Origin of the sequence: Maridesulfovibrio ferrireducens (assembly GCF_900101105.1) — a bacterium.
Taxonomy (GTDB): Bacteria; Desulfobacterota; Desulfovibrionia; order Desulfovibrionales; family Desulfovibrionaceae; genus Maridesulfovibrio; species Maridesulfovibrio ferrireducens.
In genome coordinates, this window is sequence record NZ_FNGA01000002.1 from 486,517 (window position 1) to 500,343 (window position 13,827).

The following is a 13,827-nucleotide window of genomic DNA, read 5'->3' on the forward strand; positions in this document are numbered from 1 at the left end:
CCCGCGCTCATTATTTCGTTATAGCGGAAGTTTCTTCTTCGTCATCCTGAAGCAAAGTAACATCAAGACCAAGAGACATAAGCTCTTTAATCAGAACGTTAAACGATTCAGGGAGTCCAGCTTCAAGGAAGTTATCACCCTTGACGATTTTTTCATACATTTTAACACGACCGGTAACATCATCAGATTTGACAGTCAGGAATTCCTGAAGCAGGTAGGCTGCGCCGTATGCTTCAAGTGCCCAAACTTCCATTTCCCCGAGTCTCTGTCCACCGAACTGAGCTTTACCACCAAGAGGCTGCTGAGTTACCAGCGAGTAAGGTCCGGTTGAACGGGCGTGAATCTTTTCATCAACTAAATGATGAAGCTTAAGAATGTACATAACCCCGACTGTTACGCGGTTGTGGAAAGGTTCTCCGGTACGTCCATCCCAAAGGGTGACTTTACCGTCGTCAGGAATCCCGGTTTTTACAACCAGATCCCAGATTTCTTTCTCTGTAGCACCGTCGAAAACAGGGGTTTTAGTGACAATACCTTCACGTGCTTTATTAAGAGCATCTTTGAATTCATCATCATCAAGACTGTCAACAAGTTCAAAAACATCTTCTGAATCGAAGGTGCTCTTGACCTCTTTACGTATTTCATCAAGGGCGGTACCGGCATCAAACATTCTTGCGAACTTATGTCCGAGTTCAAGAGCTGCCCAACCAAGATGTGTTTCCATAATCTGACCGATATTCATTCGAGAAGGAACCCCAAGAGGGTTCAAAACGATGTCCATCGGAGTACCGTCTGCAAAGAACGGCATATCCTGTTCAGGAAGAATACAAGAAACAACACCCTTGTTACCATGGCGTCCAGCCATTTTATCACCTACGGAAAGCTTACGCTTAACCGCAATGTAGACCTTGACCATTTTGATAACGCCAGGAGGCAAATCATCACCTTCGGTGACTTTTTCGCGCTTAACGTCATAAATGCCCTTAATAACGCGTATCTGCTTATCATATTCACCAAGAAGATATTTAACAGCTTCATTGGTGTCTTTGTCTGAGAAAAGACCGCCCAGTTTCTTAAGTGGTATTTCACTAAGGATAGCATCAGTAATAGTGTGTCCTGCTTCTGCAAGAACTTCACCCTTTCTGCGTCCCATAAGAGTCTGGTTGATCTGCTTGTTACTAACGACGGCGTTAATTTTTTCGCGAGTCTTAATAGTGAGAGAATCGATATGTTTGCTTTCTTTCATATCATGCTTAGAAAGCTCGAAATCTTCGATGGCCTTAGTACGGTCATCTTTCTCACCGGATCTGCGGTTAAACACCTTAACGTCAATAACAGTTCCCTCGATTCCCGGTGGAACCTTGAGAGATGTATTTTTTACATCGCGAGCTTTATCACCGAAGATAGCTCTGAGGAGTTTTTCTTCAGGAGTCAGCTGTGTTTCACCTTTAGGAGTGATCTTTCCGACGAGAATATCATCGGGAGTGATACGGGCTCCAAGACGGATAATACCACATTCGTCAAGATTGCTGAGCATATCTTCACTGACGTTAGGAATATCGCGAGTAACTTCTTCGGGTCCAAGCTTGGTATCACGTGCTACGAGTTCGAATTCCTCAATATGAACTGAGGTGTAAACGTCTTCTTTTACAACACGTTCTGAAATAAGAATGGCATCCTCAAAGTTAAAACCACACCAAGGCATAAATGCCACGAGAAGGTTTTTACCAAGAGCAAGTTCTCCGTCCTTGATTCCAGGTCCGTCAGCTAGAACTTCACCCTTAGAAACGCGGGTTCCAACCTGAAGTCTCGGACGGGCACCATAACATGAGTTCTGATTGGACTTATGCCATTTCTGAAGCTCATAATGTTTTATACCACCGGTATCAGGATAAATCCCGTCATCATATCTAAGTACGAGACGTTCTGCATCAACGTAATCAATATATCCGTCAAATTCAGCAAGTAGACAACTACCGGAATCCTGCGCAACGTTTGCTTCCATTCCGGTTCCGACTAAAGGCTGAGCTGTTTTAAGAAGTGGAACAGCCTGACGCTGCATATTCGATCCCATGAGTGCTCGGTTAGCATCATCATGTTCAAGGAACGGAATAAGTGCAGCTGAAACAGAAACTGTCTGACTCGGGCTGATGTCCATGAGAGTTACGTCTTCACGAGGCATCATGGAAACATCACCGTTACGGCGTGAGGTTACAAGCGGATTAACGAATGATCCCTCAGCAGAAATAGGCGCGTTTGCCTGAGCAACAACGTGACCAACTTCTCTAGTCGCGTCATAATATAATATTTCATCAGTCATAGTGGAATCTTTGATTGTCCGGTAAGGACTTTCAATGAAACCGAATTCGTTAACCTTGGAATAAGTTGTCAAGGAAACGATAAGACCGATGTTTGGTCCTTCAGGAGTTTCAATAGGGCAGATTCTGCCGTAATGACTTACATGAACGTCACGGACTTCAAATCCTGCACGTTCACGGGTAAGACCGCCGGGTCCAAGAGCAGACAATCTACGCTTATGAGTTACCTCGGAAAGCGGATTCGTCTGATCCATAAACTGTGACAACTGAGATGTTCCGAAGAACTCTTTAAGAACAGCTGCTACAGGCTTAGGATTGATCAAGTCATGAGGCATAAGAGTTGCTACTTCCTGGAGGCTCATGCGCTCCTTGATAGCTCTTTCCATACGAACTAGACCAATTCTGTATTGATTTTCGACAAGCTCGCCAACAGGACGTACACGTCTGTTACCAAGGTTATCGATATCATCAGCAGGACCATGACTGTCTTTAAGTTTACAAAGAAGCAGAACAGCCTTTAAAATGTCTCCGTTAGTGAGAGTCCTCAATTCAAGAGGAGTATCAACTGCAAGACGTGCATTTAATTTGTAACGACCAACGGATGAAAGGTCATAGTAGTCTGAACTGCGGAACAAATTCTCAAAGAAGTTTGCAGCAATTTCTGCAGTCGGAGGAGAACTTGGACGAAGTCTGCGGTAGATCTCGATCTGCGCACTTTCGACGTCTGCACTCTTATCCAACATGAGAGTATCACGCAAAGAAGAGGAGGTATCCGCGCCCAGAGTAAGAAGTACTTTCACTTCTTTAAGGCCGACTTCCTGTATTCTTTCAAAAACTTCTTCAGTAATTTCGTCAGCAGACTCAGCAATAACTTCACCTGTATCAGGATCAGTAATATCTACAGCAGCAAATTGTCCTATAATGCATTTAGGATCAACTTCGATATATTCAACGCCGCCGCGGACAAGCTTACGCCAACCGAACTTAGTAATAGGTTTATCACGCTCTACGATGACTTTGCCATCTTCGAGTGAGAGATCAACCCATGCAGTTTCTTTACGGTACTGATTTTCTACAACTTTACGTCGTGCAATGTGTCTATCAAGCTTGTATTCTTCAACTTCATAGAAAAAGTCGAGAATATCCTGCTTAGACAGCCCCATAGCTTTAAGAAGAACAGTCGCAGGCATTTTACGACGCCTGTCAATACGAACATAAAGAATATCTTTATGGTCAAAATCAAAATCCAGCCATGAACCGCGCATGGGAATGACCCTGCAACTATAAAGAACTTTACGGCTGGTATGTGTTTTACCCGAATCATGTTCAAAAATGATACCGGGAGAACGTTGCAACTGGTTAACAATTACGCGTTCAGTACCGTTTATGATAAACGTACCCTGCTCACTCATGAGCGGTACGGTTCCGAAATAAATGTCCTGCTCTTTAATGTCGCGAATAGTCCTGCTTTCGGATTCTTCATCAACATCAAAGACTACGAGACGAACCTTAATACGGATAGGGGCTTCATAAGTAAGTCCCTTCGAGATACACTCGTCCATATCATATTTAGGCTCACCGATATCGTAGCTAACATATTCAAGACTTGCAGTTTTGTTGAAGTCTTCAATAGGAAAAACCGAACGAAATACCCCTTCTAAACCAATGTCTGCCCTACTGGCCGGCGCAACGCCTTCCTGAAGGAACTTTACAAAGGAATCAACCTGCAATTCAAGCAGGTGAGGTACCGGCAGTGTGACTTTGATCTTTCCAAATATTTTTCTGAGCTGACCCATCGTATCCTCATCAAGTGAGAAGGTTAGGGTTGGGAAGAAGCGATTTGACGAACATCAACCAATAATAAATCATTGGTACGCCAAAAAGTGCAAGACGAACATAGTGCGGCAGAACAATTTTGCCTACAACGAGAAATTTTTTAACTATTTAGATTACGCAATGAAAAACCATCTGCGCGAGTCTGAATCTAATCTAAATAGTTCATCAGGCAATTTTGTCAATCTTTTTAACAGCGAGAAGAGCGCAACCCCTGTGCGGGGGCGTGCGCTCCTCTTGCATTGACAATGAATTTGCTTGAGCTATTTCATTTCAGCGTCAGCACCAGCTTCAGTAAGCTGCTTAAGAGCTTCTTCTGCTTCTGATTTTTCTACGCCTTCTTTGATAGCTGCAGGAGCTTCGTCTACTTTAGCTTTAGCTTCTTTCAGACCGAGGCCTGTGAGAGCGCGGACAGCTTTGATAACAGCAATTTTGTTTCCGCCGGCACCCTTAAGGATAACGTCGAATTCAGTCTGTTCTTCAGCTGCTGCACCAGCGTCTGCACCAGCTACTGCGGCGACTACGCCTACTGGAGCTGCTGCGGATACGCCAAACTTTTCTTCAAGTTCTTTGATGAACTCAGAAAGTTCGAGAACTGTCATGCTGGAAATAAATTCTACAACCTGGTCTTTTGTGATATCTGCCATGGAAATTTCCTCCTGGGATTCTTTGAATTGCCTTGACTCGGCGGTTATGCAGCTTCCTTCTGGTCCTTAACAGCTGTAAGAACGTTCAGAAGTCCGCGAGGTACATTTGCGAGAACTCTCACAAAGTTTGTGGGCACAGCATTCATTGTGCCAAGAGCCTTACCTAAGAGTTCTTCCTTGCTCGGAAGCAGGGAAAGAGCTTTTACGCCATCTTCGTCAAGATACTTGCCCTCAAGGGATGCAAAACGCAGTTCGAAAGTTTTACTTTCTTTTGCAAATTCTGCAACAACCTTAGCTGCAGCAACAGGATCTTCATATCCAGTTACAATCGCACAGTTTTCCTTGAATTTATCGGCGAGAATACCGTGATCGGTACCCTCAAAAGCCAACCGGGCCAGAGTGTTCTTAACGACTTGGCAATCGACACCGACTTCTCTAAGTTTAGCGCGAAGATTAGTAAAATCTTCAACTCCAAGCCCTTTAAAGTCAGTAACGATGGCAATGCTCGCCCTTTCAGCTACTTCTTTGAGCTGTTCAATAATCTGGGCTTTATCTTGCCTTTTCACCTTAACACTCCTAATGATTTGACCCGGAAAGCAAGTCAAAGTAATGTCTCGGCAGGAAATTAAGGGACCATCCCTCCTGCTTTCTTCGACTAAACTTCCCGTGTATTTAAACATCAAAAGCCGCCAAAGGCGGCATCTGATGATTTAGGACTCTACGTACTTTCTTGCTGCCAATGGATCTACTCTGAAACCAGGGCCCATGGTGGTAGCCACGGCAACTGCTTTCATGTAAGTCCCTTTAACCGTTGAAGGTTTAAGTTTGTTGACAGTATCAAGAAGGGATTTAAGATTCTCAAGGAGCTTTTCAGCACCGAAAGAAACTTTCCCGATAGGAGCATGAAGAACACCGGCCTTGTCGACCTTGAATTCTACGCGTCCAGCTTTAACTTCGCTAACGGCTTTAGCTACGTCAAAAGTAACGGTTCCAGTTTTAGCATTAGGCATCAGACCGCGAGGTCCAAGTACTCTACCGATAAGACCGACTTTCGCCATCATATCAGGTGTAGCAATGGCTTTATCGAAATCAAGCCATCCGTCTTTAACTTTCGCAACCAAATCTTCGCCACCGACAAAATCGGCACCGGCAGCTTTGGCTTCCGCTTCTTTTTCCCCACTACAGAAGCAAGCTACTCTTACTTCTTTTCCGAGTCCGTTAGGCAGGGTTACTGCTCCACGAATCATCTGATCGGAATACTTGGGGTCGACTCCAAGGTTGATGGCTACATCAACGGTCTCGTCGAACTTTGCATACGCCTTTTCAACTGCAAGTTTGACAGCATTTTCAACGGTTAAACCGTATGAATCTGTCCCTTCAGTTGCATTTCTGTAATTTTTTCCGTGCTTAGGCATGATCTTTTCCCCTCACCTAGTCTGTGACTTCAATGCCCATACTGCGGGCTGTGCCCATGATGCTTTTCATAGCAGCTTCAGTATTTGCAGAGGTCAAGTCGGGAGCTTTAAGCTTAGCGATTTCTTCAACCTGGGCTTTGGAAACCTTACCGACTTTGTTCTTGTTTGGCTCTCCGGAACCTTTTGCTAGCTTTGCAGCCTTAAGCAATAATGTGGAAGCCGGAGGAGTCTTAGTAATGAAGGAAAAGGACCTGTCATGATAGACAGTAATAATGACCGGAGTGATCATGCCCTTTTGGTCCTGCGTTTTAGCGTTAAACGCTTTGCAGAATTCCATTATATTGACGCCATGCTGACCTAACGCAGGTCCGACCGGTGGGGACGGATTAGCTGATCCAGCTGGAATCTGAAGCTTAATTTTGCCTATTTCTTTCTTGGCCATCGCTTTATGTCCTATATAAAAATTCAGTGAGGGTGCTCACTGTCGGAATGAATATAATGCAGTGCGGTCAGAATTACCCTTTGGTAACCTGAACAAAGTCCAGTTCCACCGGAGTCTGGCGACCGAATATGGAAACTGACACGCGAAGCTTACCTTTATCGTAGTTGACATCCTCTACGAGGCCGTTGAAACCGCTGAAAGGTCCGTCAATGACCCGGACATCGTCGCCCCGATCAAAGTTGAACTTAGGTCTCGGCTGTTCCTGACGGTCTTCCATCAGGCTCAGAATTTTAGCTGCTTCGCTGTCACGCATTGGAGTCGGGCGGTTTTTACCACCGATGAATCCAGTTACGCGTGGGATAGATTGGATGAGATGCCAGGACTCATCTTCCATGATCATTTTGATCATGACGTAACCCGGATAAAATTTCCGAGTAGACGTTCTCTTTTCCCCTTTGACCAACTCGACCACTTTTTCCGTGGGAACAACGACTTCTTCGATCAGATCATTGTCCTGACCAATTCTCATCATTTCACGGACAGTCTGCTCAACCCGCTGTTCATATCCTGAATAGACATGAACTATGTACCAACGGGCTTTCCTTCCCTGAGGTTTTTCAGCGTCTTCGTTCATGAGGCTTTCTGTTGTTTGAGTTGATTTAAGATAAAATAGCCTCAACAAATTTTGAGAGGCCTAGGTCAACAACACCCAGAAATATAGACATGACTACGACAAGGACCAAGACAGCGGTACAGGTCTGAATAGTCTCTTTCTGAGTAGGCCATACGACCTTCTTCATCTCGACCTTTGACTGCTCTAGAAATTCGGCAAATTCTTTGAATTTAGCACCAATTCCACGAGTTTCAGTATTGGTCAGCTGAGATCCCGCACTTTTATTTTTTTTCTTGGCCATATTGATTCCCAAAATGAAGTGGCAGGCCAGGAGGGATTCGAACCCCCAGCATCCGGTTTTGGAGACCGGCGTTCTAGCCGTTGGAACTACTGGCCTGCGTTTTATAGAATCTACTTGGTTTCTTTATGAAGAGTATGCTTCTTATCGAAAGGGCAATACTTTTTCAATTCAATACGACCAGTAGTGTTCTTTTTATTCTTCATCGTCGAATAGTTACGACGTTTACACTCGGTGCACTGCATCAGAACTTTGACACGCATGTCTTACTCCATAATCTCAGTTACAACCCCAGCACCAACGGTGCGGCCACCTTCGCGAATAGCGAAGCGAAGTCCCGGATCCATGCCGATTGGGTTGATCATCTCAACAATAAATGTTGCGTTGTCACCAGGCATTACCATTTCTACGCCTTCTTCCAGTGTTACGATACCAGTGATATCGGTAGTACGGAAGTAGAACTGAGGACGGTATCCGGAGAAGAATGGAGTGTGACGTCCGCCTTCATCTTTATTCAAGATGTAGACTTCTGCCTTGAATTTTGTGTGAGGATGAATGGAACCTGGAGCGGCAAGAACCTGTCCACGTTCAACATCTTCGCGCTTGGTACCACGAAGGAGTACACCAACGTTGTCGCCAGCCTGCCCCTGATCGAGGAGCTTGCGGAACATTTCAACACCGGTACAAGTTGTCTTGACGGTGTCTTTGATACCTACGATTTCAACTTCTTCACCAACTTTAACAACTCCGCGCTCAACACGACCTGTTACAACAGTACCGCGACCTGAGATGGAGAAAACGTCTTCGATTGGCATAAGGAAAGGTTTATCGATATCACGTACAGGCTCTTCAATGTAAGTGTCACAAGCTTCGAGAAGTTCAAAGATAGGCTTTGCTTCGTCGCTTTTGATATCATCACATTCAAGAGCTTTAAGAGCTGAACCCTGGATGATTGGAAGATCATCACCGGGGAAGTCGTAGGCGGAAAGAAGTTCACGAATTTCCATTTCTACGAGTTCAAGCAACTCTTCGTCGTCAACCATGTCGCACTTGTTCATGAAAACAACAACGAAAGGAACACCAACCTGACGAGCAAGCAGGATGTGCTCACGAGTCTGAGGCATAGGACCGTCAGTTGCAGCCACAACAAGAATTGCTCCGTCCATCTGTGCTGCACCAGTAATCATATTCTTGATGTAATCAGCATGACCAGGACAGTCAACGTGTGCGTAGTGACGATTAGCAGTTTCGTATTCTACGTGAGCAGTAGCAATAGTGATACCGCGTTCTTTTTCTTCAGGAGCCTTGTCAATTTGGTCGAAGGCAACGTATTCGCCATTTCCTGAAAGACCAGCCATCTTAGTGATAGCAGCGGTCAAAGTTGTCTTACCATGGTCAATGTGACCGATGGTACCGATATTAACATGAGGCTTCTTCCGTTCGAATTTAGCTTTTCCCATGATAAATCCCCCTAAATTTTCTTTCAGCTTCGTGCTGATTTAAAGCGTTCAAAGGTCATTAAATAAATGTATGGAGCCCACGTCCGGACTTGAACCGGAGACCTCTTACTTACCAAGCAAGTGCTCTACCGACTGAGCTACGTGGGCTTCTATTAAACGCGCAGGTGGACTATGGGAGGTAAATTCAGAAATGGAGCGGGAAACGAGATTCGAACTCGCAACCCTCAGCTTGGAAGGCTGATGCTCTAGCCGTTGAGCTATTCCCGCTCTTTGTCCGTAGTTACACAACAGGTCTCCCTGTCTCCTACAGCGCGATTATCTAATAGTGGTGGTGGGGGGAGGATTCGAACCTCCGAAGGCGAAGCCGACAGATTTACAGTCTGTTCCCTTTGGCCACTCGGGAACCCCACCACTATATTTTTCATCCGTTACTTATGGAGCTGGCGATGGGACTTGAACCCGCAACCTGCTGATTACAAATCAGCTGCTCTACCAATTGAGCTACGCCAGCACATTTAACGAGCGATTTAACTACAAGTTCTTTTTCGGAATTGCAAGCTTTTTCTGGACTTTTTTTTTCACCGAGGTGAAAGTTTTGTCTTCGAAGTGCAAAGTGAAAAATTTGAATGAACTTGTGTTTCGCCGAAGCAACGAAGCGGGGTTTAAAGGGAAATCGACTTATAAGTCAACACCTTTTTTTATTTTTTTTTATTTTTTTTCACTACTCAAAACCTTCACTCCCCCGGCAAGGCAGGTAAACATTGACTTTATGTCTTTTTGGTGTATTTCATGCCTCCTCAAGAAATTTGTACTTTCTCTATTCAAACACTTTTTTATTTCAGGTATAACCATATGAATTTACTTTCTATACATCCCAAAAAACCTTGGCTCGCTCCTCTGGCAGGATATTCCGACCTTCCATTTCGTATGTTATGCAGAAATAGAGGCTGTGCAGTCGCCTGCACTGAAATGATCAGCGTGAAGGGGCTTAAATATAATGGTAACGGAACCAAGTCCTTACTTACTACCTGCCCTGAAGATAATCCGCTTGTAGTTCAACTCTTTGGAGGAGATCCGCAAGATTACCTTGATACTATGCCTGAACTGATTGATCAGGGCCACTCTTTCTTTGATTTAAACTCGGGATGCCCAGTCAAAAAAGTACTTAAGGCCGGTGGAGGTTCCGCCCTGCTGCTTGAACCTGACAGGTTAATAGAAACCGCAGCGAACATGGTTAAAGTCGCAGGAGAAGGCCATGTAGGAGTTAAAATCAGACTCGGATTCATGTCCGGGGAAGATAATTACCTTGAAGTGGCCCGCAGGCTCGAAGATGTAGGCATCGGCTGGATCACCCTCCACCCGAGATATGCCAAGCAGATGTTTTCCGGCACCGCAGACTGGTCAAAGCTAGCCATTCTTAAAAAGCATGTATCAATCCCTGTAATAGGAAGCGGTGATCTTTTTACGGCTGAAGACGGTATCGAATGTATAAGACAGACTGGAATCGACGGTATTATGTTTGCCCGTGGCGCTTTATATGATCCTGCGATCTTTTCGCGTTACTTAAAACTTATTGACGAGCCGAATTGCGATTCCCTTCCGGAATTTGATTTAGGAAAAACAATGGAAGAACATATTCTATCAAGCCGCGAATTTGATGAAAGCAACGGTTCCTTTAGAAAAATTCGATCCATACTTCCCAGATATGCTAAAGGACTCAACGGGATAAGAGCTGTTCGAGGCAGTATTTCCAAGTGTCAAAACTGGGATGAACTTCTGGATGCAGTCCGAAAAATATCGTTTTTGATCAACGAGTAACTATTTTAATATTTATTTGTTATTTTTTTACCCTCTGTGTTGACGGTTAGTCTCATCTAAGGGTAATATATATTTTGTAATCATACATATGACCAGAACATTACCGGAGACCACTATGTCATCCCAGACCGACATCTTACTTGAAGCAGGTACCAACGAACTTGAAATCGTTGAGTTCTGGCTTGAAGAACCTCCCCAGGAAGACGGGGAAGAAAACTACCGTGGGTTTTACGGTGTAAACGTAGCAAAAGTTCTCGAAATTATAAGAATGCCTGAAAAGGTTACTCATCTGCCTAAGGTTGCGCACCCTGCAATAATGGGTACATTCAATCTTCGTAACAAGGTTATTCCACTTGTCGACTTAAGCTATTGGCTCAATAAAAAACGTGTTGAAACTGAACCTCCTAAAGTAATCGTTACAGAGTTCAACAACGTATCTTCAGCTTTTCTAGTCTCAGGCGTAACTAGAATTCACCGAATCAGCTGGGAAAAGGTTGAGGCTCCCTCAACTTACGTATCTACCCTCTCTCAAGATTCGATTACTGGTGTTGTAAAGTTTGATGACCGTATTTCTCTTATCCTTGATCTGGAAAAGATTGTCGCAGAACTTAACCCTGCACTGGGTCTTCAGCTTGACGATTCCATAGACTGGGACGTTACAGGTGGATACAAAGCTCTGATCGCTGATGACTCAACACTTATTCGCGAAATGCTGTTCGAGCTTATGACCAGAGCTAAATTTTTGGTTGAAACAGCTAAGACAGGACGTGAATGCTGGGACAAGCTGCTTATACTGAAAAATCAATCCATCGAGGAAGACAGACCCATCACAGATTTTATCAATGTGGTCGTCTCCGACATCGAAATGCCGGTTATGGACGGACACAATCTGACTGTACGCATTAAGGCCGATCCAATTCTCAAAGAACTTCCTGTTATCCTTTTCTCCTCTATCATTACCGATAAGCTGCGCCATAAAGGGGTATCAGTCGGAGCTGATGACCAGATATCAAAACCGGAAGTAACAGAACTTGCGAAAAGAGCCATTGCCCTTATAAGAAAATAACCAGCATGGAAATCCACTTACTATGGTTTCCCGCGACGGACTAGGCAACAACGGAAAAAGGTCTGAATCAAGATTTAACAGCCCGCGAACTCAATACTTGCTGTTAATGACCTTTTCCGTTGTCATCGGCCTTGCTGCTGCGATGGGAGCCTTTTTTTTTAGATGGCTAATAGAGCTGTTCCAGTCAACATTCTGGAATAAAGGGCACAATTTCCTCGAAAGCGTAACAAATTCCCCATGGTGGCTTGTACTGCTACTCCCCTGTGCCGGCGGACTTATTGCTGGAGTGATCATTACCCGCTGGGCTCCTGAAGCCAAAGGTCCGGGAGTACCGGAGGTAATCAAAGCTATAGCTGTTCGCGGCGGCGTAATCCGGCACAGAATCACTTTTTTAAAAGCAATCGTAACAAGTCTTCTGATAGGTTGCGGAGCATCAGTAGGCCGGGAAGGCCCTATCGTTCAGATAGGAGCATCACTAGGCTCCTCAGTATCTAGACTATTCAAATTAGATAAAAGCATGCTCCCTGTTTGCGTAGCCGCTGGAGCCGCTGCCGGAATATCCGCAACATTCAATGCACCGCTGACCGGAACTCTCTTTGCTATCGAAATACTACTGCTCGACACCGAAATATCTTATATCAGCCACATAATAGTAGCCTCAGTAACGGCTTCCGCTCTTTCAAAATTTTTCTGGGGAGATTTTCCAACCTTCGACGCCCCTCATTTCACTTTCAATAACTTCGAAGAACTTATCATATTTTTCATTCTGGGTATTCTGGCGGGATTTGTTTCACTGACATTTGTTGCAATGATCAGAACTAGTGAAAACATCTTCGACAAAATTCCGATTAAAGACTGGATGAAGCCGGGACTTGGAGGACTTATCCTTGGTCTGATTGCTCTTAAGATTCCCGGAGTACTGGGAGTCGGATACGAAACCATCAACCTTGGCCTGACTGGAATACTGCCTCTTGACCTAGCCTTGCTCCTTCTAGTCGCCAAAATGGTTGCAACATCGCTTTGCCTTGGTTCAGGCATGAGCGGAGGGATTTTCGCTCCGTCACTGGTGCTTGGGGCAACTCTGGGCGTTTCCGTCAGTACAGGTATTAACATGCTTCTGCCGGATTTGGCGTTGACTCACAGTCAATATGCTCTGGTCGGAATGGGAACGGTAGTTGCTGGAACTACTCTTGCCCCTATAACCGCAGTTCTGACTGTTTTCGAGCTTACTTACTCATATAAAATTATATTGCCCATGATGGTCGGCTGCATCACCAGTACACTCGTAGTCAGACTTCTCAACGGGTACTCAATTTACGAGTCCAAATTACTGCGCCAAGGGGTAAACATAATCAGAGGGCACGATGAGTCTGTGCTGGTGAATGTCGCTGTAGCAGAAGTGATGGAAACAGATTTCGACACACTCAATTCGTCAGATTCACTGCACAAAGCAATGGAAATGGTCCTGAGTTCCCCTTTTCCGCACTTTCCGGTAATAAACAAGGAGGATACCTTAGAAGGAATTTTAACGTTGCGAGACATGCGCGCCTACTTCAAGGATCCAGACTACCTGAAAGAACTTCCTGCAATTGTCGATTCTCTCATGAACAGAACCATTGTTTCAGTTCCGCTGGATTCTAATCTAAAAGAAGCGCTAATGCTTTTCGAACGGACAGGAGTCTCTTTTCTCCCGGTTACAGACAGTCAAAACAAGGTCATCGGAATTATTAAGTCAATCGAAGCCTTCAAAATGTTTCGTAAAAAAAGGCAAAGAAACAGAATTTTATCTCTTTCCGCCAGAGACTAACTCTATTCCGGTTTCTGTTTCTGCTCCGGTTTCTGTTTCTGCTCCGGTTTTTGCTCCTGTTCTTGTTCAGGCACTGATTCCTGCGGCGGCTCCAGTTTCTGTTCTTGTTC

Annotated in this window: 12 protein-coding genes and 5 tRNA genes; 3 read left to right on the forward strand and 14 right to left on the reverse strand. The window is 44.7% G+C overall.

Annotated features, from left to right (window positions below; genetic code table 11):
• Positions 1 to 10 precede the first annotated feature (10 nt).
• The 14 genes from rpoB to BLT41_RS07070 form a co-directional block, all read right to left on the reverse strand.
• Positions 11 to 4,114: a DNA-directed RNA polymerase subunit beta gene (gene rpoB, locus BLT41_RS07005; RefSeq protein WP_092159624.1), complete on the reverse strand. Its 4,104-nt coding sequence runs from the start codon at positions 4,112 to 4,114 to the stop codon at positions 11 to 13.
• A 300-nt stretch (positions 4,115 to 4,414) separates the two neighbouring features.
• On the reverse strand, positions 4,415 to 4,798 hold the full coding sequence (gene rplL / locus BLT41_RS07010) for a 50S ribosomal protein L7/L12 (protein ID WP_092159625.1): 384 nt from the start codon (positions 4,796 to 4,798) through the stop codon (positions 4,415 to 4,417).
• A gap of 44 nt (positions 4,799 to 4,842) precedes the next feature.
• A complete protein-coding gene (gene rplJ, locus BLT41_RS07015; RefSeq protein ID WP_092159626.1) occupies positions 4,843 to 5,364 on the reverse strand; it encodes a 50S ribosomal protein L10 in 522 nt (173 codons plus the stop codon).
• Between the two features lie 144 nt (positions 5,365 to 5,508).
• A complete protein-coding gene (gene rplA / locus BLT41_RS07020) occupies positions 5,509 to 6,213 on the reverse strand; it encodes a 50S ribosomal protein L1 (protein ID WP_092159627.1) in 705 nt (234 codons plus the stop codon).
• Positions 6,214 to 6,229: 16 nt separating this feature from the next.
• Positions 6,230 to 6,655, reverse strand: coding sequence for a 50S ribosomal protein L11 (rplK, locus tag BLT41_RS07025; RefSeq protein WP_092159628.1), 426 nt, complete (start codon positions 6,653 to 6,655; stop codon positions 6,230 to 6,232).
• A gap of 73 nt (positions 6,656 to 6,728) precedes the next feature.
• Complete coding sequence (gene nusG / locus BLT41_RS07030) at positions 6,729 to 7,289, reverse strand: transcription termination/antitermination protein NusG (RefSeq protein WP_092159629.1); 561 nt, start codon at positions 7,287 to 7,289, stop codon at positions 6,729 to 6,731.
• Between the two features lie 25 nt (positions 7,290 to 7,314).
• Positions 7,315 to 7,569, reverse strand: coding sequence for a preprotein translocase subunit SecE (gene secE, locus BLT41_RS07035; RefSeq protein WP_092159630.1), 255 nt, complete (start codon positions 7,567 to 7,569; stop codon positions 7,315 to 7,317).
• Between the two features lie 19 nt (positions 7,570 to 7,588).
• A tRNA-Trp gene (locus BLT41_RS07040) sits at positions 7,589 to 7,665 on the reverse strand.
• Between the two features lie 14 nt (positions 7,666 to 7,679).
• Complete coding sequence (gene rpmG / locus BLT41_RS07045) at positions 7,680 to 7,829, reverse strand: 50S ribosomal protein L33 (protein ID WP_092159631.1); 150 nt, start codon at positions 7,827 to 7,829, stop codon at positions 7,680 to 7,682.
• 3 nt (positions 7,830 to 7,832) lie between these two features.
• Positions 7,833 to 9,026, reverse strand: a complete 1,194-nt coding sequence (tuf, locus tag BLT41_RS07050) for an elongation factor Tu (protein ID WP_092159632.1) — start codon at positions 9,024 to 9,026, stop codon at positions 7,833 to 7,835.
• A gap of 71 nt (positions 9,027 to 9,097) precedes the next feature.
• Positions 9,098 to 9,173: transfer RNA gene (locus BLT41_RS07055), tRNA-Thr, on the reverse strand.
• A gap of 44 nt (positions 9,174 to 9,217) precedes the next feature.
• A tRNA-Gly gene (locus BLT41_RS07060) sits at positions 9,218 to 9,293 on the reverse strand.
• Positions 9,294 to 9,352: 59 nt separating this feature from the next.
• A tRNA-Tyr gene (locus tag BLT41_RS07065) sits at positions 9,353 to 9,437 on the reverse strand.
• Between the two features lie 24 nt (positions 9,438 to 9,461).
• Positions 9,462 to 9,537 (reverse strand) — tRNA-Thr (locus tag BLT41_RS07070).
• A gap of 341 nt (positions 9,538 to 9,878) precedes the next feature.
• Between BLT41_RS07070 and BLT41_RS07075 the strand changes: the two genes are divergently transcribed.
• The 3 genes from BLT41_RS07075 (at position 9,879) to BLT41_RS07085 (ending at position 13,717) form a co-directional block, all read left to right on the forward strand.
• Positions 9,879 to 10,844, forward strand: coding sequence for a tRNA dihydrouridine synthase (locus BLT41_RS07075; protein ID WP_092160359.1), 966 nt, complete (start codon positions 9,879 to 9,881; stop codon positions 10,842 to 10,844).
• A 115-nt stretch (positions 10,845 to 10,959) separates the two neighbouring features.
• Positions 10,960 to 11,910, forward strand: a complete 951-nt coding sequence (locus BLT41_RS07080) for a chemotaxis protein (protein ID WP_092159633.1) — start codon at positions 10,960 to 10,962, stop codon at positions 11,908 to 11,910.
• A 22-nt stretch (positions 11,911 to 11,932) separates the two neighbouring features.
• Positions 11,933 to 13,717, forward strand: coding sequence for a chloride channel protein (locus BLT41_RS07085; RefSeq protein WP_092159634.1), 1,785 nt, complete (start codon positions 11,933 to 11,935; stop codon positions 13,715 to 13,717).
• Positions 13,718 to 13,827 lie beyond the last annotated feature (110 nt).